Genomic DNA, 24,064 nt, shown 5'->3' on the forward strand with positions numbered 1-24,064 from the left:
TTTGGCTAGATTTTATCTAGCTCATCACAGAATCTAGGACTTTGCCCTTTGTGGTAAGTCTAGGGTCGCTATCAATGCTAATAGCAAAGATTTTGTCAAACTCAATATTTTCTAGCATACTTAGCAAGCGATAGTGGTCAGTAGCGATTTCAAACTCGTATTTGTTGTTTTGCTTTAGCTTTAGGATAAAGCCTAGCGCGTGGGTGTTAAACGGATATGCATCCACAAGCATAAGTCTAAAAGAGTTGTATTTTTGGATATTTTGGGGTTGAGTGTCTTTTTTTATGCTATCTTTGCTTTTTGGCATCGGCGGGGTGTGTGGATTGTCGATAAATTTTTCAAGCGCACCATTGACTTGGGATTTGAAAAGCAAAAATTCCTCATTTGTCTTTACTCTCCCCACCCAGCAGATATAAAGCCTCTCATCTTTTAGCACGACACTTACCACGCGTTTGTTCCTTTGGTTATTTTTGGATTTAGGGGCTTTAGCCTTACGCGCAGTGTCCGCTCTCTCGCGTTTGGCAAAAAGATTTTGGGCGTATCATAGCAGATTTTATCCACAAGATAGGCAATGACTTTGTTGCCTAAGAGATTTTGGCAATCTAAGTCGTTTGATTTTGCTGATAGATTTTTGGCAGGCAGCTTCTTTGCAGATAAATTTTTTGTAGGCAGATTTTTGGCAGATTTTAGCTCATCATAGTGCAAGGCATACACTCGTGGGACTTGTAGCATTTGTATCGGGGCTAAGATTGTGGCTAAGGCATTGTTATTTTGGCTACTTTTTAGGCTTGCTAGATTTTTGCCTACAAGATAGTGTAGCGATATTTGTATAAACTCATCGCAGACAAATGCTCGCATATAGATTTTGGTAGAATCTAGATTTTGCCTAGATTTAGCGATAAGATTCTTGCCATATTTTTTGCTAGAATTTATGTCTATTTTTGCGCTAGGTTTTGTTTTTATGCCATATTTTAGCACATTGCTTCCTAGCTCCCAAAGTAGCTGATATGTATCATCTCTTTTTAGGCTTCCCTCTCGCCCAAATATTTGCCCCAAAAGCTGCTCTAAGCAACGCTCTAGCCCCTCAAAGCTAGCTTCTAAAGTCAAATTCACTAGGCAACTTTGAGGTAAAAACATATTCAAAAATCCTTATCTCACTTGCGTGAAGCATAAGTCTTGAAGCATTTAGCCCGCCATAGAGCGTGTCGCCTATGAGTGGGTGTCCTATGGCTTGTAGGTGTGCGCGGATTTGATGAGTGCGCCCTGTTAGGATTCTCACATCTAGGAGAGTTTTTTTGCCTTGAATAAATCTGGGTGCTATGTGCGTGGTGGCAGATTTTGCGTTTTTTGCTTTTTGCGCCGCGCTTTGTGAGATAGCTATTGTTTTTGCAGATTTGCCTTTGTGGATAAGCAGTGGCAGGGAGATTTCTTGCTCATCATTTATGATTCCACTCACTAGGGCATTATAAAGTTTATAGACACGATTTTTGACAAACTCATCTAATGCCTTTTTGGCAAAATCACTATTTTCCTTGACTAGCAGCAAGCAACCACTTGTTTCTTTATCTAGCCTATGGAGTAGCTTCCATTCTTTGCCTTGCTTATCTTGGCACTCTCTCTCTACCTCATAGCTATCCATAAACGCAGGTTTATCCACACACATTATATCCTCATCTTTGTGGATAATCCGCACTTCTTGGACTTGCCTTATGCTAAATCTTACGCCTTTTGGCAGGGGGACTCTAGCTAGCGTTAGTTTTTTGCCATCAGCACTTACAAGCCCTCTATCGATTAGGGATTTTGCTTTGCTATGCGAAATGCTAAGGCTTTCGCTTAGGAGTTTGTAGGCTTTTTGGGTGGATTGATTTGTATTAGCTATTTTGTTTGTTGTGGCATTTTGGGTTTTTTTGGGGGCTTTGGGTGTTTTTTTGGGCTGTGCTTTTTTTATTTTTGTGTGTTTTGATTTTTGCATTTTTTTGTCTTTAAGATTTTTTAATGTCTATGCCAAATGTTTATCAATAGATTCTAGCAGTTGAGGCAAATTTGAGTGCGTGCTATCAATGTAGCTTTTGGCTAGATTTTTGTAGTTTTTTAGGGTAGATTCTAACTCATCTTGCTTGATGATATAGGCATTTTGCACCATAGCAAAAAGTGCTTTTTGATTGAAAATATGCTCACCACTTATTAGCACATTTTGGAAATGCGCTGGTTCTAGGGGATTGTGCCCACCCTCTTTGGCAAAGCTACCACCCAAAATGCTTATATCTGCTATGGCATAGAAGTTGTTAAGCTCGCCTAGCGTGTCAATAAGCAAGATTCTTTCACAAAAAGCCTTTTCACAGCCTTGAGATAGGCAGGAAAAAGCTAGATTTTTGGATTCTATGAGTTTTGCCACTTCGCCAAATCGCTCTGGGTGTCGCGGGATAATGGCTAAAAATATATCACCTTTTTTGCCAAAACGCTCTTTGCCAAAGGCAGATAAAAAGGCATCAATGATAAGCTCTTCTTCGCCATTATGCGTGGAGGCTGCGAGAAATAGAGTGCCTTTTGGCTTGTCATAATTTTTGGTAATAGTAGGTGGATTATATGCCTTTAGATTTCCTATGGCTTGGATATTTTTCGCCCCTAGCGATTCTAAGCGGGATTTGTCCTCATCGCTTTGAGCAAATACACTATCAACAAGGGCAAAGATATGGCGATAAAAAAAGCTAAATCGTTTATAACGAGGGTAGGAGCGAGATGAGATTCTAGCATTTAGTAGCATTGTGTGGGAGTTTAGGCATTTGGCTAGAGAAAAAAGTCCTAGCCATAGTTCAGCTTCAAATACGCAAAGTAGCTTTAGGCAAGAGATTTTGCTAGAATCAATAAAAAATCGCTTGGCATAAAAGGGCAAAAAGATTTCAAAAGGCAAAAACTCCACACGGACATTTGGGTAGCCAGCATAAGTTTCTTTTGCTAGGGTGTAGCCTGTGTGCGTTATGGTGGTAAGCAGGATTTGCAAGTTTTTGTGTGGCGAGATTGTCGGGCTTGGGGGATGTGGGGAGTTTTGGGAATGTGGCAAGTGCATTGAGTTTGATAGGCTTGGCAAAGGCTGGGCACAATCCTTAGAATCTTTTTGTTTGCTTTGTGCGAAATCTTTACTTTGCGCTTGATTTGTGTCTAAAAGATGCGACATAATAAATTGCAGGGATTTTACTTCGCCATAAGAGCAGGCGTGTAGCCACATTTGTGGAGAGAAATCCTTGCAAAATCCACTATATGTTTTTTTGCCAAAAGCACGCAAGAGCGGGAATACAAATGGAAAAAATCTACGCGGAATCGATACTCTATGCTTGTGTTTAAAACTTGTAATGACAAGTAGAGGTAGGCTTATGATATATAAACTAAAGCAAGCAACAAAGTAGATAAAACGCAATTTACACCCCTTAGCGATTGGATTTTAGCTTGTCTAAAAGTAGTAAAAGTCTGGATTTACTTCTTTTGCTACTTATTTTCCTGTCATTTTTTTTACTTATTTTCTTGCTCTATTATTTAGAATATTATCGATTTTTTGTCGTAGTTCTGGGTCGTGCGCGTTTATTTCCCACATAGCTCTAAGCTCGCTTGAGCTTAGCTTCTCAAGCGGGTCAAGTGGAGTTTTATTTTCTTTATTTGATTTTTGTGCAGGTTTTGGCTTTTGTGTGGATTTACTTGCTTGCGTGGGCTTTGCGTCTTTTGATTCTGTGCTATTCCAATATTTAAATGAGTAAATCGCTATGGCAATAAGTGCTATGGCGATGATAAATTTTAGTAAGCCAACCAATGCGTGCCATAGACTTGCTAAAAAACTGCTACCACCCTCACGCTGCACACGCCTAGACTCCAAAAAACACACAAACACAAGCCCCGCTAGATTAAACACGATAACAATGATGACATAGCCTATAAGTCGCAAAAAACTCATCGCTATCCCTTTAATTTAGAAATCTAGCACGCCTTAAAGTATTTTATGATTTTTGACTTGATTTTGCTTATCTTGTGCCTAATCTCTGCCCTTTTAGGCTTCTTTTTCTTTTTTCGTCCCTTTTGATTTTTTCTCTTTTGGCTCTGTGGGCTCTAGAGCACTATCTTGTGTGATATAGAGGATTCTCCCACAATGCGGACAGCTGATAATCTCACTACTTTGCAAAATATCAGAGTAAAGTTTGTCATTTAAGCGGATAAAGCAACCACCGCAAGCCTGCTTTTTGACAGGGACTACGCTTGTGTTTTTTGCCCATCGGCGGATTTTCTCATAAAATGTGATGACTTTATTGTCAATAGCAGCGATAAAGACTTCTTTTTTCTTAAAAATCTCTTGTTGTTGGGCTTTGATTTGAGAGATTTCTTTCTCACAGATTTCTTTAGTTGTTTGGATACTTGTCTTAAGCGTCTCAATCTCGCTATTTATCTCGCTTATCTGCGCATCTCTAGATTCTAGCTCTTTATTTAGTCTAGTGATTTCGTTATTGGAGTGTCGAATCTGCTCCTTTGCCAAATCCTCCTCTATACTCAAAGTCCGCGCTTCTCTATCAGAGCGAGGCTCGATTAGTCGTTGCTGAATGTCCTCGATTTTTTGGGAATTAGCTTGGATAATGCCCTCATTTCGCGCAATAGTAAGCCTAGCTTCTTCTTGCATTTCATCTAGTGCGCGAAGTCTAGCTTCTTGCTTTGCTTTTTGGGCTAGGAGTTTGTCAAGCACAGATTGTTTATCTTGCATTACAGGGTCTAGTGCGTCTGCTTCTTTATCGATTTGAGCGATAGCGATAAGCTGTGTTAGATTTTTGTTCATCGTGTTCCTTTCAAATGTAAGAAAATGGGGAAAAATTCTCAAGCATTATACAATTAAGGTGCTTAATTTGCAAATTATTGTGCAAATTATTGTGCAAGAGAGGAGCAAAATGTCGCTCACTAGCGTAATGTGTAGCGTCAATAAGCGCGATATTGGCACATTTTGCGCTCATTGCATCGTGGTATTTTATATCGCTAGTAATTAGGCAGATTCCGCCCTTAGTGTTTTGCTCTGCTACGCCTCCTCTAGTGGTGGTAGAATTTGCTTGCGAAGACTTCTCATCTTTTGCTTCTTTTTCTTGTGGTATTTGGCTTATTTGTCCTTGTGCGATTTTGTGCCAAAAGCTAGCCCCGCTTCCGCAGACAAAATACACTTGAGAGACTAAAAAATCCTCATTTGGTGCGCTGTAAGTGAGGGATTTTAGAGATAGGCTAGATTTTACCCTTTGGGCTAGGGAGGCTATGGGAGTGGGTGGCAAAGCACAAAACCTACTAAGATTATCGCTACACAAAGAGGGTGAGTCAAATCCCAAAATCTCTTTTGCAAAATATTCATTTAAATGTGTTTTATCAAAGTTTGTGTGCATCGCGATTAGGGCGCAGTTTTTTTGGATAAGGATTTGCAGGATTTTGGCAGGATAGTCTGTGGGGTCAAATGACTTAAGCGGGGAAAATATAAGCGGGTGATGAGTGATAAGCAAGCTATTTGGAGGTAGATTTTGTGCGATTTGCAAATCTGCTTCAAGTGCGAGAAAGATTTGTGTGATTTTTTGGCTAGAATGTCCTAGATTTATCCCGCTATTATCCCAAGACTCTTGCAAGCTAAATGGGCTAATACTATCCAAAATCTCATAGACTTCCCCAAGTGATATTTCGCCAAGCGGGGCTTTGTCAAGCGAGATTTTACTAGGTTTGATTTTGGCTTGCGCTAGTGGTTTTGTTTTTGTCATTTTATGTCTTTAGAGATTTTTTGTGCTAGATTTTGCTTGCGCTAGTCTTTCTTCGCGCTCGCCCTCTTGCTCTTTATATAGCATTGCGCACGCTTTTGCTAGCTCACGGATTTTTAGGATATAGTTTTGTCTTTGCGCCACAGAAATCGCCTTGCGTGCATCAAGGATATTGAAATAATGGCTTGAAAGCATCACAAAGTCATAAGCAGGCAAGGGTAGCTTAGCCTCCAAGCACCTCTTAGCCTCACCTTGTGCGCTATCAAACGAGCTAAAAAGCATAGCACTATCTGCCACCTCAAAATGATAGCGTGAGAACTCATACTCGCCTTGCAAATGCACATCAGCATAGCTTGCACCCTCACAATTCCACGCAATATCAAAGATAGATTCTACCTCTTGGATATACATAGCTAATCGCTCCACACCATAAGTGATTTCTACCGCGACAGGCTCACAGGGCAACCCACCCACTTGCTGAAAATAAGTAAATTGCGTAACCTCCATACCATCTAGCCACACTTCCCAGCCTAGCCCCCACGCACCAAGTGTGGGAGATTCCCAATTATCCTCAATAAATCGAATGTCGTGCTTTGTCCTATCAATGCCTAGCGTGCTTAGCGAGTCCAAATACAGCTCTTGGATATTGCTAGGGCTTGGTTTTATAAGCACTTGAAATTGATAGTAGCTGCCCAATCGGTTTGGATTCTCCCCATAGCGTCCATCTGTGGGACGGCGAGATGGAGCGACATAAGCCACACTCCACGGCCTAGAATCTAGGCTGCGCAAAAGTGTCGCAGGGTGAAAAGTCCCAGCTCCAGCAGGAATATCATAGGGTTGCAAAATCACGCAACCTTGCCTTTTCCAAAAGTCTTGCAATGCTAGTAAAATATCTGAAAAACTTTGCACGAATTATCCTTAAGTGAAGTTTGTGGATTTTAGATTTTTTGCGCTTACTATGCTAGTGGTGCAAACAAAATATGATACGCAAATATGACACGCCCAAATACGACAAATCCAAACGCAACGAGCAAAAGATAGTCAAAAAATAGTATTGTATAGCAAAAATGCTTAATTTTTGCTATCTATCATCACAAGCACGATTCAAAGAAGTGTAATAGCAAACGAGGTGCTTCTCTAAAAACTTCATTTGAAACATTTTTTTATTTCGCGCTCAAAGCCTTTGTAGTGCTTCAAAACAAAATCACTTAAGCTAGATTTTGCTACACCTAAATATATAGCCACACTTATCAAGCCTATGCTTTCATCTCTAGAAACTCCTCTCTTTGCAAATTAAGCCTTTCAAAAAGCATATCATCATTGCTTGGTGTGGCATTTGCTGCAGTTAGGAGTTTGTCCCCATAAAACACCGAGTTTGCACCCGCAAAAAAGCACAACGCTTGTAGTTCCTCACTCATCGCCTTTCGCCCCGCAGATAGTCGCACATAAGAAGTTGGCATAAGGATTCTAGCCAAAGCGATAGTGCGGACAAAGTCAAATTTATCCACTTCGGGCGTGTCTGCTAGAGGTGTGCCAGGGATTTTTACTAGCTGATTTATCGGCACGGATTCAGGTGGGGTTTCTAGCTGGGAAAGCAAAAGTAGCATTTTGATTCTATCATCATTGCTTTCTCCCATACCAAGTATGCCACCCACACATAGCTTTAGCCCTGCTTCGCGGACATTTTTTAGCGTGCCTAGCCTATCCTCAAATGAGCGCGTAGAGATGATTTGACTGTAAAATTCCTGCGAAGTATCGACATTGTGATTATAAAAATCTAGCCCAGCTTCTTTTAGCTTGCTTGCCTGCTTGCTTGAGAGTAGCCCCAAAGTAGCGCAGGTTTCTAGTCCTAGCTCTTTGATTTCACGCACGATTTGGCAGACTTCCTCTAGCTCCTCTTCACTTGGGCTTCTCCCACTTGCCCCCATACAAAATCTTGAGCTTCCTGCTTGTTTGGCTTGCTTTGCAAGCGAGATGATTTCCTCTCTATCCATAAATTTTTCTTTTGCTACGCCTGTTTTGTAGTGGCTTGACTGTGCACAATAAGCGCAGTTCTCACTACACGCACCTGTCTTTATGCTTAGCAGAGTGCTTGTTTGAATGACGCTTGGACTGAAGTGCTCTAGGTGGATTTTGTGCGCTTCATAAAGTAGCTCCATAAAAGGCTTGTAAAAAATCTCTTTTGCTTGAGAAAAAGTATAAGACATAGCAATCCTTTCAAATAAAATCTAAAATCTTTTTTGTGCAAAACTTAAGGCAGAATTATAGCGAGATTTCACTCTTTAGTAGGCTTATATGTTTTGAGATATTTTTGACTTTGCATTTTTATCGCTAGTGGTTTGCAACATCATCGCAGGGATTCTAAAAAGCATAGCGAAATCCCACGCTTCCCTTTGTGCCATAGTATCTGCGAGTATCGCCATTTATATGGATTGCGTATTCTATGTTTAGACGCTCTTTTATGGTGTGTGAGCCGATGAAGTAGCCTTGCACTTCAAAGGCGTTGTTATTTACCACAAAATCTAGCATCGTGCTAGCGTTTGCAAAGCTTACTTGTGCTTTTGCTTGAGAATGTAGCTTTTGCACTCCTACAAGCCCAAGTGTATAAAATCCATTTTTGCCAAAAATCACATACTCTAGCCCCGCACCGATATGAGCAAACATATCGTCAAATCCACCACCGCGAAACTCCGCTCCACGCCAATCACTAGCCTTGCTAATCCCTAGTCCAATCGTGCCTAGTGGCTTTAGGATATTTCCATCTATAAGTGTGATATTGTATTTATAATAATTACTCCAAAATCCCCCAAATACCGAGCTTTTGATATTATCACCAAATGCACTTGATTCTAGTGAGCTATATGCAAAAGATAGGCTTGATTGGAATTCACTTTTGCCAAAATGCGTATGCAAATATGCGCCACCACCAGCGATGATTCCGCTTTGCTTGGACTTTTTTTGAAGCAAATGTGAGCCACCAAAGCTAGCCATTACGCCCAAAAGTGTGCTACCAACTATCCTATCATATCCCACGCTAGAGCCATAAAATGCTAGATTTAGTCCCAAAGTGCCCGCATATCCACCAAGTGCGCTAGCCCACGCGCTATTTTGGTAAGGATTTAGGCTAAGTGTGGGAGGTGATTTTGGTGCTACTCCTAGCAGCAAAGATATGTCATCATAGTCGCTTTGTGGGGTATTTGGGCTTGTGTAAGCGGTGGCTTTTGTGGAGTTTGCGCTTGAGTATGACAAAGCAGAGGCAAGCCTTAATTTTTGCAGATTTTGTGGCTTTTGTGTGGCTAGATTTTGCGTTTTTGAGCGCACTTGTAAAATCCGCATCTTAATGCTTAAATCATTGTTTTGCAAAATCGCGCTTAGGTTTTCCCCACTTGATTGTGTGGCAATCTCACGCATAGCCTCCTCATAGCTTGCTAGGGTGGATTCTAGCGCGGAGTATTCCTCTGTGCTAGCAGCTTTGTCGATATTTTCATCATTTGGATTATGCTCTGTGAGGGCTAGAAGTGTCTTAGTGTGTGTGCTAGAAATATGCTTGCTTAGCTCGGCAAAGCTACGGGGATTTGATTCCAAAAATTTCACAAGTAGCTTATTTTCATAAAATTTACTTACGACAAAAAGTGGCGTTGCGCCTTGAGCGAAGCGAAAATCTATGCGTTTATCAGCCCTATTATCACTCACACTTCCCGCACTTATAAGTGTGAAATATTTATCTAGCGTTATGTTATTTGCACCCTTTTTTACACTATCATCAAACGCCACACTTATGCTTGAATTTTCCCCAAGAGTTAGATTTTGATTTTTGAAAGTTAGGGTTTCAAATCTATCGTTACTATTTAGACTTGCACCGACTTTGCTAAGCAAAAGCGTGCCACTTATCGTGGTGTTTGATTGGATATTTTTAGGCGCGGTGTTTGGGCTTTGGGTATAGGCTAGATTTGCAAAATCTATGCGAGATTTTTCATCACTTTTGAAGTTTGTAGCATTCCCAAAATCCCACGAATTGATAGCTAGATTTGCACCATTGCTTAAAGTAATATTTGCTAGATTTTCCGCGCTTGCTCTATGGTTTGCAAAATCTAGCGTAAGATTTGTGTTTTCTACATTTAGATTTTTTACTTCTAGTTTTGAATCATTATCAAGGCTAAGTGTCGCATTGTGCCAAAAAGTCAAATCTGTCGTTTTTATTGTGCTAGATTTTAGCTTGATATTCCTGCCGATTAGATTTCCTACTAGATTTGTAGTGCTACTATCAAAGATAAATTCTCCAACATTTGCCACCCCACCGTTTTGTTGTAGCGTAAGATTTGATACGCTTTTTGCTGTGATTGTATCAGCACTAAGTCTTGCACTATCGCTTATAGAAATCAAATTATGCGTAGAATCAAGCGTGATATTTTCTGCTACAAGGTTTGCACTACCACTTAAATCCACACTTGCAGTGATATTATCTAGCAAACTCTCTACCTTACTTGTGCCACTTGCTGTGATTTTGCCACTAAATGTCGGATTTGGCGTAGTTTGAGTAGATTTATCCTCTGGCACAAAGCCAAATAGCGTGATTATTGTTTGCTTATCGCTCGTGCTACTTGCATTTATGTCAAATTCTTTGCTTCCACCTATATAAATATCTATTGTTGAATCTACCCCTTTAAGTTGTGTTTTGTTGGCATTTGCTGTGTTTTTAATCTCTGCCTTACTATCAAGTAAAAAAGTGCCATTTGCTACGCTATTAAATTCAATCATCGGCGTATCAAGTATGCTATTATCCCACAATGACAAACCTGCCTCTATCAAGCCATTAGTATCGCCAACTTTTAAGCTATCATTTATTTTTAGCTGTGCTATGCTATTTTCAGCACCCTGCAAATATATTTTATTTTTAATCGTTGAATCATCTATCTTTTTTAGCGTAAGGCTTTTTAGGCTTAGATTCCCACCCTCTAGCCAAACATTTGCGCTTAATGTGCTATTCGTGCCCGTAATGCTAGATTTAACACCCACAATATCGTAATTTACACTTTTATCAATATGCGCCAAATCTAATTTGCTTAAATCAAAACTACTTACATCATAAAAACGAAATGATTTTTCTACCTTAAGTTTTTCGCCACTGCTAGAGTTTTGAAAGATTTGGGATATATCACTCACATTTTTTAAAATAAGATTTTGTATCGTTGCACTTGCACCACTTGCTAATGAAACCGAATCTTTATCGCTCAAAGTCAAATATTCTGCCCTAAGTTTTGCATTATTTTTCAAATCCAAACTCGCATTAAAATCCAAAATGCTTGAATTTATCGTGCCACCATTTGCACTAATCTTGCCGCGATAGCTTATCGTGTGATTTGCGATTTTTTCTTGCTCTGTGCCGATACTCCCACTCTCTACCCTTTGCTGATAGGTAAAGCCATTACCTATGACATTTTTGCTATCCAAATTATCAACAAAATGCAAGACACCACCACCAAATACCACGCTAGAGCTAGAATCTAGCGAAATGCTAGATTCTAGGCTCACATTTCGTCCGAGCGTGAGATTTGAATTTGCTAGATTGATTCCGCTGCCAAATATAAAACTGCGATTATCCCAATCAGGCTGCTCTAAGTGTGAGGGCTTGCTTAAATCCATATAGCTAGGCATTCCCTTTTGAGTGCCATTCTCGGCATTTTCCACTTGGCTACGGATTTTGTCATTGCTAATGGTAGCGTGAGTAGTGGCGTGCCCTTGAAGTGCTACATTGCCGTTAGTTATAGTCATTTTACCCTGTGTGTTGATATTACCATCAAAGATTAGATATGCTTCCTCCCTTAGCACGAGGGGTGTTTGGGGGAGGGTAGATTTCGCGTTTTTAGGATTTGACCCACCCCCTCTATCCCCCTCCGCAAGGAAGGGGGAATTTGTCGCACTTCTATCCCCACTATACACAATGTCGATATTTGTTTGGTTTGCTTGACTTGTAGAATCAGCTTTGCCCACACTTGCGTGGATTATGGTATTTTCTTTTGTGGCAGTTTTGTTGCCATTTGTATCATACCCAAAGCCCTCAATCTCAACCGTTGCCTTTGCGCTAGAATTTGTGATAATCGCACCACTATCATTTGCCACAATCGTGTTTAGCACAAGGCTATTGCCCACCAAATCAAGTTTCCCACCACCTATGCCAAAATAAAAGCCCATATTTGTGTTTTTATCCTGCGATAGTGTGTATGATTTTGCACCCGTTTGTGTTACATTGACATTGTTGCTATTTTTTGTCGCGCCAAGTGCTTCTGCTTGGATAAGTGAGAGTTCTCCCCTCCCGCTAGTGATGTAGATATTTTCATAAGCCTTTTTGCTTGTATCTAGGCTTACCTTGCCCTCGCCGATTTTAAGTGTGCCTAGATTTTCGCCCTCTTTTGTTGGTGTATAGTTGGTTTTGATGATAAGTTCGCCTTTGCCTATTTTGTGTAGCGAGTCGCCACTAGCATTGCGCAAAGCCCACTCTACGCGGACATTTTTGCCTATGTCAAGCCCCGAGCCTTTGAAGTAGTGATTTTCGCCGTTTTTGTTTTCAAATTTGTAAGTTATCTCATTTGCAGAATCTCTAAATACAAATCCCCCAGCATAGCCACTTTGTGTTCTATCAATGTCTTTTTCTACTTGGATTGTCCCACCACTGCCAAAGATTATGTCTTTGTTGCCTTGTAGTGTCTTGCTTGATAGTGAGTTATCCTCCAAATCATTGCCCCTAAGCGTCCAAACTCTGCCTTGCAAATCAATTTCTTGCTCAAAATGTCTTTGATAATCTCTAAAATCTTTGTTTGAAGCAACTGATATTGCGCCATTATCCCTTGAGACAACGCCAAGTAAAATCCATTTGCTGTTTTTATCATCATACACATAGATTCCACTACCGCTATCGCCCGAAGTGATTTGATTATAAAACCCACTCATCGGCTTATAATAAAACCCTATCCCAGCATTATAATAATCCGCCCCACCAAAAGTCCCAAATCCACCACCGCGCATTTCCCCACTACTATTTGTGTTGAAACTTTGTATATTGCTCGTTCCTCGTAGCGTTACAATCCCACTACCTGCTTGATAGAGATAAATATCGCCACTGCTATCTCCAAAATCATCTAATTGCTTTTTGAAATTTTCTAAATTTTTTGCTTCATTAGAATTGCTTGTTTTCGTATTGTCAATATCTAGCATTTGTGCTTGCCCCTCAACGACATATTTACTAAGTCGCAAAAACTTTGTATCCCAGCCATAAAGTTTGGAAGTGCCACCTATTTCGCCATCACTACTTTCCACAGATTGCTTTGCAATGCTATATTTTGTAACCCCCCAATCTAGCAATCCATCTGCACTTTCAGGACTGCTTACGTGATTTGCTGTCGCGACAAATCCTCTCCCCACAGAAGTCAAAGAGCCATAATTGCTAGAAGCAGAAAAGTTTGGAATGTGTGGAATACTAAGTTTTGAGCTATCTTTGCCTAGAAATTCTAAGCCTTTTTTACTGCTTCCACCACTATTGGCACTTCCACCATTTGCATTTGCGCTACTTGCACCCTCTTTGAAAGCCCCCTTATTTTGCCCAAAATCCAAAAAATCCCTATAATAAAAATCGCTAATATTTATGCTTTGAGCGTGTGCAAAAAGCGCAAAAATAGCAAAAAGATTTAAAAAGCACAAAATCTTAAGTGTATTTTTGTGCATATTTTTTCTCTCTCTTTGGGCTAATATTTTTTAATAAAATATGTCAAATACGCTAAGCTATCCGCTATGCGTCCTCTGCCACACAAAAGCTATTTCTGCCTATCCACACTAATCCCCCAAATTTATCACTTGGCTTTTTACATTGTGTGGGATTTTCTTTTTGTCCCATTGGCGATTTTTATACACAGAATTTACCTCTTGGGATTCTGCGCCACTCTCTTGTGGGATAGAGCCACTATCTATCATATTTGCGGTGATATGCTTTGGCTTCTTTTTTTTGCTTGCAAACCAGCTTCTTTTTTCTTTTTTGGCTTTTTGCTTTTTTGTTTGGGAGACTTGTTTTTCATACTCACTTTGTGCGTCTTGCGTGGCTTGTGCATTTGGTAGATTTTGCGGGGTTGGTAGGGATTGTGGATTTGATATGAATTGCTCAACTTGTGGAGTTGGGAGATTTTGTTGGGTTGGAATTTGGGGTGCTTGGATTATGGATTTTGGCTGACTAAATCGCACTTTTTTGATGATATTGCCATTTTTTAGCACCATATAGCCGATGATGATACTGCGTTTATAATCCACCATTTCTACAAGCACTTCGCCCTCTCCTAGCACGATTTGCTCACTTTGTGCAAACAATCCAAACGGCGCACAGACAAAAGCAATGAGTGCAAAAAAGCCCGATATTTGCCGTGAGATTTGTAAATAAAACTTTGTTTTTGACATTTTTATCCTTTTTGATTTTTTGTGTTTTTAAGAATTTTTACCATACATAATTATTCGCGTATTATATAATAATTATGTCATTTTTAGCATTAGCCAAAATCGACAATCTTTACAAAAAGGCAAACAATGAAACACATAAGCACACAAAACGCTCCACAAGCTATCGGCCCCTACTCACAAGCAATCGCGCTAGATTCTTTGCAAAATGGGCTTATTTTTACCTCTGGGGCAATCGCCCTAAAGCCAAATGGAGAATTTGTAAATGGCGACATAACCGCACAGACAAAGCAAGTGATGCAAAATCTAGAAGCGATTTTGCGTGAGGGTGGCTCTAGTCTAGATAAAGTGCTAAAAACCACTTGCTATCTAGCAAATATGGAGGATTTTGGCGCATTTAATGCCGAGTATGAAAAAGCATTTGGCTTACACAAACCTGCTCGCACTACTATCGGTGTCAAATCCCTACCCAAAAACGCGCTTGTCGAAGTGGAGTGTATAGCGACAAAATAACCATATACTAAGTCATTGCTAAGCAGTGGCTTTAGCCACAACGAAGTGTGCGTTGTATAAGCACTTGCTCGCATTTGCAAATTCACAAAATCAAAAATGGATTGCCACTAAAATGGATTGCCACGCAAGTCTTGCGACTTGCTCGCAATGACGGGTAATAGCGAAGTTTCTTTAGCAATGATGATTGATTTGTCATTTTGCGCCATTTTTTTCGTCATTGCGAGAATCTTTTAGCGATTCGTGGCAATCTACTACTTTTTCTTTTCTTTTTGGATTACTAAAGAAACTGCGCTTCGCTTGTTTTGTGAGAATCGCTTAATGTTAGTAGTAACTCGCCACGCCGTCATTGCGAGCGAATGAGCGTGGCAATCCACTTTGTATTCATTACCAAAAAAACAACCCCAAGTAACCCACAAAATCTATTGCTACTCGCTAATGGTTTTTGGCTTGCTTGCGACTATGTTAATTCCACAAACACTCGCTAAAATCCCCTCGCTTTCTATCGCAATACCAAGCTACTTTTTATTACTCTAAATATTTTCACAACACTTCTACTACATATTTCCCTTTCAACATATCTGCCAACATTTTCTATTTAAAATCCGTTTTTTTTTTTTTTTGTAGCATTATCCCTTTATCAAAAAGCACAAAAGTGAAATAAAAAAAATTAAAGGAGATAAAAATGAATGATTTACACGGGACGATAGTCCCATTTCTAAAGGAAAGCAAAGATTATAAGCCTACTTTGCTTTATGAATCTACTTACTTTCTCATCGCATCAGGTGAAGATAAAGATTACCCAAATCGTAGAAGCATAGGCGTTCGTTGGCGCAAAAGCAGAAATGAAAGCGATAGCAAACCAAACCCGCTAGGATTCCCGCTTACGCGTGGCACGATAAAATGCTGGTTTATAATGCCAGAGGATTTGGCACTTTGCTTATTAAATCATATCAAAGATTCTAGTGAGTGTGTCAATAAAGATGAGACAAACAAAGCAATACAAGAACTTACAAAAACAATAAAGGGAGAGTAAAATGAAAAATATGCAAAGAATCCTTATAAGTGTGCTCTTTGCTAGCTTTGCTCAAAATGCCCTAGCCGAGAAAAGTGGCTGGTTTTTGGGCTTTGATATAGGATATGGTGGCGTGGCTTATCATCAAAGAGAGGGAGAGGATTGTCCACAAGGAGGTTGCGTTGGGACTCTCTATGAAGAAGGACTAAAAAGGAATAGAGGAGGTGTAAATTATGGCTTTGTGGTGGGGTATAAGCAGTTTTTTACGCCATATATTGGCTTGCGGTATTATATCAATGCAAGCAACACACACTTTTCACTTGGGGAGTTTAAATATAAATACAGCTTTGCTGCCATTGAAAACAATGAAAATAAAAGCGTAGAGCTAGTCGGTGGCAACATAAACTACGGAGTAAATGTAGATTTTCTAGGAAATTTCATCGCCAATGAAAAAATAGATTTTGGTGGATTTTTAGGTGTTGGGCTTGGTGGAAATTATTGGTGGGGAAAAAGTGTGGGGACATCTTCTCTACCAATAAATAGCTTTGAAAAATATGCTCAAACAGTATTGGGTTGTTATTCTTGTATGCATCTTAGTGGTTTTGATGTTTGGCTAAATGTGGGTTTGCGCACAAATATCGCCCAAAAGCACGGAGTAGAGCTAGTGTGTAGAGTGCCATTTTTGCAGACAAATATATATTCTGGCGATTCTCATAAAGCTGGCGGTACAACGGGGGCTGCTCCTAGACATTGGAGTGAAGGTAATATACAACAAATATATAGCATAGCCGCCCGCTATATTTACAATTTTTAGTAAGTCAATGTCATAAAAATAAATGCTTGTTTTTTGCTACCCACGCGTTAAATGCGCTCATTTGCACTTCACTGCCGCACAAGACTAGCTCTACGCATTCGCTTAAAAACTCCTCTTTTTGTATGGCGAGATTGTGCGCTTTTAGTATGTGCTTTAGTGTGCTTAGCTCGCTATATTTCACACTTAGATTTAGCATTTCCCTGCGCTCATATTGCACGATTTTTTGGCTAGATTTTAGCGTGTGCAGTGCTTCAAGTGTGGCTTTGGTATAAGCCCTTACAAGCCCGCCAACACCGAGCTTCACTCCACCAAAATATCGCACAATGATAATCCCAAAATCCACCATTTCCCATCCGCGCAAAACATTTAAGCAGGGTTGCCCAGAGCTTCCCTTTGGCTCTCCATCATCACTGCTTCGCTCTATGACTTGCTCTAGCGAGTTTATCACTCTATACGCATAGACAAAATGCACCGCTTTTGGGTGGGCTTTTTTTAGCTCATTTATGTAAGTTTGCAAAGGATTCTGCAAGGGACTTGATTCTTTAGATTCTCTTGTTTCTTTAGATTCTTGCTTAGATTGCGCGTTTTTCTCATTTGCATTTTTGTTTAGATTTTCTTCATCATTTGAAGCTATTACTTTTATGCCAAACCCCAAAAACCTTGAGCCTTTGACTTCATAAAGACTTAAAGGAGTTTTTGTAAAATCATCGCAAAATCCACCTAAGCTAGAATCCGAGTTAAAATCTATTGTCTGCATTATGTAGATTTTGTCCTGCTAGAATCGCAAATATGATATTTATGTAGCATTTCATCATCGATTTCAAAGCCTTTTTGTCGCAGGGATTCTATCACGGACTTGGTGCAATCTGTCTCTTTTGGCCACTCTCGTGGGTGAGAGGGCGAGTGGAATTTATCACACGCATTTACATACACCACTTCATCGCAAATGCAAATATCACGCCTTGCATCGATATTATTTACTATCCTCCAAAGTAGCATATAGCCATTATCCAAGTCGTTTTTTGCCTCATCGACAAAAATAGCGATTTTTAGATATTGCTTTAGTGGTGCAAGCACACTCACGCATTCTTGTAGATTTTTATCATTACTAAAGCTAGATTCTACACCGATTATGGCTATTGGATTTTGCGTGTTTGTGCCGTATTGTCGCACTAGAAGTGCGCTAGGCATTATGCTTTGGATTTTATTTTTTAGCTCCTCATTACCTAGAAGTGTAAAATCCCTACTAGAGCCTTTTGTGCTTATATCTATCCCTAGCTTTCCTCCATAGGCATAGTGAGGGCTTGCGTGGTCTAGCGCATCACACACTCCCTCGCTAAATACCAAAGAATCCAAACTAAAATGATTTAGCACATACTCAAAAAGTGCTTGGTAGTCCTCAAGTGGTGGTGCTTCTTGCCCTACAAAAATCGCGTGCTTGACAAAGCTCATCTGTCCCACACCCCAAAACGCGTGCATTATCTGTCGTGCGTGTCCGTAGTATTGTGGAGCGATTTTTGCCAAAATGAGATTATGAAACACGCCATTTTCAGGCATATTATAATCAACTAGCCCGCTAGTACCACTCATCTGCAAAAGTGGCAAAAACACGCGCTCGGTAAGATAGCCCATATACTTATCCTCTAATGGTGGCTTGCCAACCACTGTGGCGGGATATATCGGCTTAGATTTCATCGTTATGGCACTTACCTTTAGCACAGGATAATGCTCAATAGGAGTATAAAACCCCGTGTGGTCGCCAAATGGTCCCTCCTCTTTTGTCCTTGAGGTATCTACCCACCCCTCTATGACTATATCTGCAGTGGAAGGCACACTAAGTGGGTTACTAAGGCAGCGCACGACTTTGGGGCGAGTGCGCTTTATGAGCCCATATAGCATAAGCTCATAGATTCCATTTGGCAGTGGTGCTTGCCCACACCAAGTATATAGCGCGTCCCCACCAAGCGCGATAGACACGGGCATTTTTTCCCCCGCTTTTTTGTATTCATTGAAAAAATGCGTAGAATCTTTATGCACTTGCCAATGCAACCCAAGCTCGTTTTTGGAGTGCACTTGCAAGCGATACATTCCCACATTTTTTTTCTTTCCATTCAAATCCTGCGTATAAACCTGTCCCATAGTGATAAAAGGTGCAGCATCTCCCTCCCAAGTAGTGAGAATCGGCAAAGAATACAAATCCACCTCTTTGCCGAGAAATCGCACGGTTTGTGCGGGTGCGTTTTTTGTCATTTTTGGCAGAGTATAATAGAGCCTACCAAATCGCGCTAACGCACTAAAAATGCCCCTTATGCCTTTTGGTGGGGATAGATTTAGCAGTTCTTTTATCATTTTTGCGATAGATTCTGGAGGGTTTGAAGCGATTAGCTCCACGCGCTTAAATGAGCCAAAAATATTCATAAACACAGGCATAGAAAAGCTATTTCCCCTCTTAGAATCAATAGGATTTGTGAAAAGCAATGCCTTGCCACCACCACTTTTTTTGACTTCCAAATACGCCAAATGCGGAATCTCCAAATAAATATCAAGTGGTGTATCAATGATTTCTAGCTCGCCGTGCTTAGCAAACAAATCAACCATTTGCTGCATATTTACTCCTTAATAAAGTGCATATAAAATCTTAAAAATTTCTTAGATTTTCTTAAATTTCAGTCTGTATCTAAATGTGCTTTTACGCATTCAAATATCGCATCTGGGGCAATGCTAGCAATCTCAAATTCTCCACTTTGGCTAATCACAAAAGGATTGCCCAAAAGCACGCGCTTTAGCCTTGTTTGTCGCATATTTTTGCCACTAGAGATTTCGCTATTTCCTAGCAAAGCTATGCTACAAGGCTGCCATATCGCCCACGCTAGATGGGCTATCCCTGTGTCCCCACCGATGACTATGTCCATATTTTTTAGCACAAATTTTATGTTATTAAAATCAAGTTTTGGTAGCTTTACAGAGCAGATTTGCCTTGATTTTAGTAGGCTTATCATCTCATTTGCCCTCCCCTCTGCCTCATTCCAAATCACATAAATAGTGATATTTCCATAATGCTTTTGAAGCATTCTAGCAAGCGTGCAGTATTTATCGATGGGGTAGGTTTTTTCCTCTATCGAAGCCTCTAGGACAAAGAGAAATTTTTTTGATTCTAGCACTTCTTTTGGACAAGAATCTAAGCTAGATTCCTTGCCAAAATCTTGGACATATTCTTGCCCAAATTCTTGGTAAGTTTTTATCCCTTTAGAGCAATATTTTTTGAAGTATTTTTGTGCTAAGTGCTTTTTGTGTGTCAAAAACTTATCATCAAAATCTATCAACTTACTTGCATTTATCCCAAACCCCTCTCCACGCAAATCAATCATACGCTTAAACGCCCCCAAATTCATAATCACCCTCTCTAGCCCCTCTATGCTTTCCTCACTATCGCTTTTTGTGGCTTTTAGCGCACTATCTATACGCTCCAAATCCTCCAAATAATCCTTATCAAGCCTAAGCCCAATGCTTTTTAGAATCTTGTGCAAATCCATTCCAAAAGCCCCAAACACCACCAAAAAATTCCTAACCAAAATATTTGTATGATATGCAATATCCACCCTATGTGTATAAAACACGCTAGCTATGCCCTCTCTACACCCGCGTGCGCTAAATCCCATAAATTTTTTACTACGCAAAAATTTACCTACAAGTGCGGATTTAAGCAAGCCCTGCATATCTATGACAGCATCATATTTCCCACAAGAACGCATATATCGCCATATTTTATAGATTCCAATTGGGGATTTTAGCCACTTTTTAAAGGGCAACGAATGCAGGCAATCTACACAAGGAGAATCCTCCAAAACCCCGCTAAATCGCTCATCTACAAACCAATCAATCTGCAAATCCTCTTTGGGAGAGAGTGCGTTTGCGCTAAACAAACGCAAACCACCTAGCACACTTGCAGAAACTATCACATCGCCTAGCGCACTTAGTCGCACAATCGCAATTCTTTTCATCGCCTTTACTCTCGCTTTTGCTTGTATTATTTATTTTGCACTGATTTTAAGATTTGCGCTATTTTTCAAAATTATAGCTTAGTCTTTTATATGATTTGTTTTTTTGATGATTTATTTTTGGGCTTATCATTATTTAAGCTGTTTTAAGAGAAAATAACGCAAAAAATCCCACCACAAATCCACAAAATCTAAAAATTCGGAGTTAGCAATGAGTAATGCACATCTTTCACAATACCCACCACAAAATCAATTGCACAACAAAAGCACTATCAGTGCGAATCTTTCTAGCGGGGCAAACACAGATGATGATTCTATCGCGCTAGATTTTGATTATCTAGCTTTTGAGCGTGAAGCAAAGGTTTTTTTAGGAGACCGTATTTTTAGCGATTATGCGCGCAGATTTGCCTATGGAATCGATGCTTCGTGCTATCGCTATATCCCAAAGCTCGTAGTATGGGTAAAAAATGAGGAAGAAATAGCACGGCTTTATGACTTAAGCCAAAAATACAATATCCCGCTTACATTTCGTGCTAGCGGGACTAGCTTAAGTGGGCAGGCGTGCTCTGATAGCGTGCTAGTGGTGGCAAATGAGTTTTGGAAAAATATCAAAATCAAGTTTAAGGACAATGCAAATTCTAGCAAAGCCCCCACTTCTATTGTGTGTGATTGTGGTGTCATAGGCTCGGATGCAAACGCCGCCCTAAAGCCATATAATCGCAAAATAGGACCAGACCCAGCTACGATAAATAACGCCCTAATCGGTGGGATTTTTTCTAACAATTCTAGCGGAATGTGCTGCGGGGTGAAGCAAAACAGCTACCAAACCATAAAATCCATTCGTGTGATTTTGGGCGATTTGAGAAAAACTAGCAAATCTAGCAAAAACTATGGAGATGATAGGGGCGAAAAAATCAAGCATAATGGCAATGCCATTGTCCTAGATACAAGCGATGAAGCAAGGCAAGACGAAAGTCTAGCTTCTTTTGTCAATGCTTATCCACATATTGTAAAATCCCTGCTTGACTTGAGAGAAGAGATTTTAGCTGATAAAGAGCTTTGCGAGATGATAAAGCGCAAATTTGCTATCAAAAACACCACAGGATACGCCCTAAACGCGCTTGTGGATTTTAGCGACATAAAAGACATACTAAATCATATATTTATCGGTGCAGAGGGCACTCTAGGCTTCATCTCACGCGTAGAGTATGAGTGCGTGCAAGACTACGCACACAAGGCTTGTGCTTTGCTTTTTTATGAAAATCTTTCCCTTGCAAGTGAAGCAGTAAAGATTTTAGCGCGTAATGATAGTATAGTAAGCGCAGCTGAAATAATGGACTACGCCTGCCTAATGAGCGCGTCAAGCCTAGATGGTATGCCTAGCGAGATAAGCAAGGTAAAAAGTGGGAATTGCGCTATTTTGGTGCAGCTTGAAGAGGATTGCCTAGAAGCACTAGAGAAAAATATCGCTACGATAACCTCCGCGCTTAGTCCCATAGAAAGCCTTTTTGGTGTGAAGTTTAGCTTTGATAGTGCAGAGCAAGAATCGTGGTGGAAAATCCGCAAAGCCCTCCTCCCTCTCTCTGCTTCATCTCGCCCAAGTGGTTCAACTGTCATCACAGAAGATATATGCTTTGAGATAGATAGCTTTGCTAAAGGCATACAAAACACTCAAGAGCTTTTTGCAAAGCACGGCTATGAGGGAATCATCTTTGGGCACGCCCTAAGTGGCAATGTGCATTTTATCATTACCCCGCTTCTCAAAGATAATGCAGAAATCACGCGCTTTGGCAGGTTTATGGAGGATTTGGCAAAAATGGTGGCTTCTCTAGGTGGTAGCACAAAAGCAGAGCACGGCACAGGGCGAATGGTTGCGCCATTTGTCGAGCTAGAATGGGGAGAGAAAGCCTACAAAATCAACCAAAAAATCAAGCAGATTTTTGATTCTCGCAATCTCATAAACCCCGATGTCATCATCACAAATGACAAAAATATCCACCTAAAAAACCTAAAGCCCGCCGCGCAAGGTGTGCTAGAGGATTACCTTGATGCGTGTATGGAGTGTGGATTTTGTGAAAAAATCTGCCCCAGCAAACATCTAACACTAACCCCACGCCAGCGAATCGCACTGCGCAGAGAAATCAAGCGACTAAAATCGCTAAAAAACAAAACAAACTCTCAAAGACGACAATACGAGGAGCTAAAAAAATCTTATAAATATCTAGGTGTGCAAACTTGCGCGACTTGCTCTATGTGCGCGACACTTTGCCCGCTAGAAATCGACACTGCCAAAATCGCCCTAAAGCTTAGCCCAAAATGGAGCAAGAAATACGGCGGAGTAAGTGCCCTGCTAGCAAGCTCTCTAAGCCACAATATCTCGCTTATGACAACTCTAGCACGGCATTTAACAAGCCTTAGCAACTCACTCCAAGAGCTACTAACCCCGCAAAAAATGCAAAATCTAACCCGCAAGTTTTATGCCACTATTGGCACACCTATCTTGCCTATGACTATGCCAAAGCCAAATGAGAAAAAAATCAGGGGACAACAATGGGCTAGCAAGTTTTTAGAGGATAAATGCGAGAATGTGGAATATGCTAGTCTAGCTAGCAGTGGTATCTCAAGTGGTGGATTAAATGGCAGATTAAATGGAGAGGTGGTGTATTTTACCTCGTGCCTAAATCGCATATTTGCGCCAAAATCAAACGCTAGTAGCGAGCTAGAATCAAATATCACAAAAATCTTTGATAGACCGATGCAAGAGGTATTTGAAAGCCTTTGCAAAAAGGCAAACTTCTACTTGCACTATCCACAAAACATACAGCATCTCTGCTGTGGAAAGGCATACAAAAATCACAAAGAGCAAAGCCAAAATCTCGCCAAAAATGCCTACCTTGCTCTAAGAGAGGCAAGCCAAAACGGCAGAGTGCCAATCGTATGCGACCACTCGGCTTGCTCGCTAGAATTGCTAAAAAAAATCAAAGAATTTGAAGCGCAAGAATCTGCAAATGGCGATTATCTAACCCCACTTAGATTCTATGATTTGCCCGCATTTGTAAGTGAGTGCTTGCTGCCTCATTTGGAGATTGTCCCGCTATCCCAAGCCGCCAAGCAAAATCCACCAAAAGTCGCACTATACGCACCTTGTGGGACAAGAAATCTAAGCGTAAAATCACAAAAATGGGAAGAGAGTATATTTAGCATAGCCAAAGCTTGCGGTGCGGACATAATCCACGATTCTCAAGTCAAGTGCTGTGGGTTTGCAGGAAATAAAGGATTTATAACGCCAGAGCTAAATGAGAGTGCGCTAAAATACTTTGGCACAAATTTCTTAAAAAGCTCAAATCAAAGCCCACTCTCCCATAGTGATTATATCTTTGATGAAGCAAAAATGGGCTTTTCTAGCTCTAGCACTTGCGAAATCGGGCTAGCCCAAAAAAGTGGCTTTGAATGGAGGCATATCATTTACCTAGCCGATATATGCGCAAAGTGATTTTAAAACCAAAGCACTTATGCTACACATTTCTACAAAAAC

The 24,064-nt window shown here is 40.4% G+C and carries 18 protein-coding genes; 4 read left to right on the forward strand and 14 right to left on the reverse strand.

Annotation, left to right across the window (positions count from 1 at the left end; genetic code table 11):
* Positions 1-16: 16 nt before the first annotated feature.
* The 11 genes from HMPREF2086_RS08975 to HMPREF2086_RS09025 form a co-directional block, all read right to left on the reverse strand.
* Entirely contained in the window at positions 17-448 is a 432-nt protein-coding gene (locus HMPREF2086_RS08975; protein ID WP_023928484.1) for a hypothetical protein, read from the reverse strand.
* A complete protein-coding gene (locus HMPREF2086_RS08980) occupies positions 442-1,113 on the reverse strand; it encodes a hypothetical protein (protein WP_187367110.1) in 672 nt (223 codons plus the stop codon). Before HMPREF2086_RS08980 ends, HMPREF2086_RS08975 begins: the two co-directional genes overlap by 7 nt.
* Positions 1,091-1,972 (reverse strand): RluA family pseudouridine synthase, encoded by an 882-nt coding sequence (locus HMPREF2086_RS08985; RefSeq protein WP_023928486.1) that lies wholly within the window; start codon positions 1,970-1,972, stop codon positions 1,091-1,093. Before HMPREF2086_RS08985 ends, HMPREF2086_RS08980 begins: the two co-directional genes overlap by 23 nt.
* A gap of 27 nt (positions 1,973-1,999) precedes the next feature.
* Entirely contained in the window at positions 2,000-3,415 is a 1,416-nt protein-coding gene (locus tag HMPREF2086_RS08990) for a 3-deoxy-D-manno-octulosonic acid transferase (RefSeq protein WP_051397679.1), read from the reverse strand.
* 96 nt (positions 3,416-3,511) lie between these two features.
* Positions 3,512-3,943, reverse strand: coding sequence for a hypothetical protein (locus tag HMPREF2086_RS08995; RefSeq protein ID WP_023928490.1), 432 nt, complete (start codon positions 3,941-3,943; stop codon positions 3,512-3,514).
* 93 nt (positions 3,944-4,036) lie between these two features.
* Entirely contained in the window at positions 4,037-4,810 is a 774-nt protein-coding gene (locus HMPREF2086_RS09000) for a zinc ribbon domain-containing protein (protein ID WP_023928492.1), read from the reverse strand.
* A gap of 10 nt (positions 4,811-4,820) precedes the next feature.
* Positions 4,821-5,759, reverse strand: coding sequence for a Nif3-like dinuclear metal center hexameric protein (locus HMPREF2086_RS12200; protein WP_023928494.1), 939 nt, complete (start codon positions 5,757-5,759; stop codon positions 4,821-4,823).
* 9 nt (positions 5,760-5,768) lie between these two features.
* Positions 5,769-6,665, reverse strand: a complete 897-nt coding sequence (gene glyQ, locus HMPREF2086_RS09010; protein WP_023928496.1) for a glycine--tRNA ligase subunit alpha — start codon at positions 6,663-6,665, stop codon at positions 5,769-5,771.
* A gap of 347 nt (positions 6,666-7,012) precedes the next feature.
* On the reverse strand, positions 7,013-7,963 hold the full coding sequence (gene bioB / locus HMPREF2086_RS09015) for a biotin synthase BioB (protein ID WP_023928497.1): 951 nt from the start codon (positions 7,961-7,963) through the stop codon (positions 7,013-7,015).
* Between the two features lie 154 nt (positions 7,964-8,117).
* A complete protein-coding gene (locus HMPREF2086_RS09020; RefSeq protein WP_023928499.1) occupies positions 8,118-13,475 on the reverse strand; it encodes a S6 family peptidase in 5,358 nt (1,785 codons plus the stop codon).
* Positions 13,476-13,583: 108 nt separating this feature from the next.
* The gene (locus HMPREF2086_RS09025; protein ID WP_023928501.1) at positions 13,584-14,195 is read right to left on the reverse strand and encodes a hypothetical protein; all 612 of its coding nucleotides are present in this window, start codon (positions 14,193-14,195) and stop codon (positions 13,584-13,586) included.
* A gap of 126 nt (positions 14,196-14,321) precedes the next feature.
* Between HMPREF2086_RS09025 and HMPREF2086_RS09030 the strand changes: the two genes are divergently transcribed.
* The 3 genes from HMPREF2086_RS09030 (at position 14,322) to HMPREF2086_RS09040 (ending at position 16,531) form a co-directional block, all read left to right on the forward strand.
* Positions 14,322-14,705, forward strand: coding sequence for a Rid family detoxifying hydrolase (locus tag HMPREF2086_RS09030; protein WP_023928502.1), 384 nt, complete (start codon positions 14,322-14,324; stop codon positions 14,703-14,705).
* A gap of 682 nt (positions 14,706-15,387) precedes the next feature.
* The gene (locus HMPREF2086_RS09035) at positions 15,388-15,738 is read left to right on the forward strand and encodes a hypothetical protein (protein WP_023928503.1); all 351 of its coding nucleotides are present in this window, start codon (positions 15,388-15,390) and stop codon (positions 15,736-15,738) included.
* Between the two features lies 1 nt (position 15,739).
* A complete protein-coding gene (locus tag HMPREF2086_RS09040; RefSeq protein ID WP_023928504.1) occupies positions 15,740-16,531 on the forward strand; it encodes an outer membrane beta-barrel protein in 792 nt (263 codons plus the stop codon).
* A 10-nt stretch (positions 16,532-16,541) separates the two neighbouring features.
* On the opposite strand, the gene HMPREF2086_RS09045 is transcribed toward HMPREF2086_RS09040, so the two are convergent.
* From HMPREF2086_RS09045 to HMPREF2086_RS11015, 3 genes are read right to left on the reverse strand one after another with little or no spacing between them, the layout of a single operon-like run.
* On the reverse strand, positions 16,542-17,288 hold the full coding sequence (locus HMPREF2086_RS09045) for a YigZ family protein (protein ID WP_023928505.1): 747 nt from the start codon (positions 17,286-17,288) through the stop codon (positions 16,542-16,544).
* On the reverse strand, positions 17,288-19,138 hold the full coding sequence (locus HMPREF2086_RS09050; protein ID WP_023928506.1) for a menaquinone biosynthesis decarboxylase: 1,851 nt from the start codon (positions 19,136-19,138) through the stop codon (positions 17,288-17,290). Before HMPREF2086_RS09050 ends, HMPREF2086_RS09045 begins: the two co-directional genes overlap by 1 nt.
* Positions 19,139-19,197: 59 nt before the next feature.
* On the reverse strand, positions 19,198-20,532 hold the full coding sequence (locus HMPREF2086_RS11015) for a glycosyltransferase family 9 protein (protein WP_023928507.1): 1,335 nt from the start codon (positions 20,530-20,532) through the stop codon (positions 19,198-19,200).
* A gap of 208 nt (positions 20,533-20,740) precedes the next feature.
* On the opposite strand from HMPREF2086_RS11015, the gene HMPREF2086_RS09065 reads away from it, so the two are divergent.
* Positions 20,741-24,022 carry an FAD-binding and (Fe-S)-binding domain-containing protein gene (locus tag HMPREF2086_RS09065; RefSeq protein ID WP_023928508.1) on the forward strand — a complete coding sequence of 1,094 codons (3,282 nt, stop codon included), beginning with the start codon at positions 20,741-20,743 and terminating at the stop codon, positions 24,020-24,022.
* Positions 24,023-24,064: the final 42 nt, after the last annotated feature.

Source organism: Helicobacter macacae MIT 99-5501 (assembly GCF_000507845.1).
GTDB lineage: Bacteria > Campylobacterota > Campylobacteria > Campylobacterales > Helicobacteraceae > Helicobacter_B > Helicobacter_B macacae.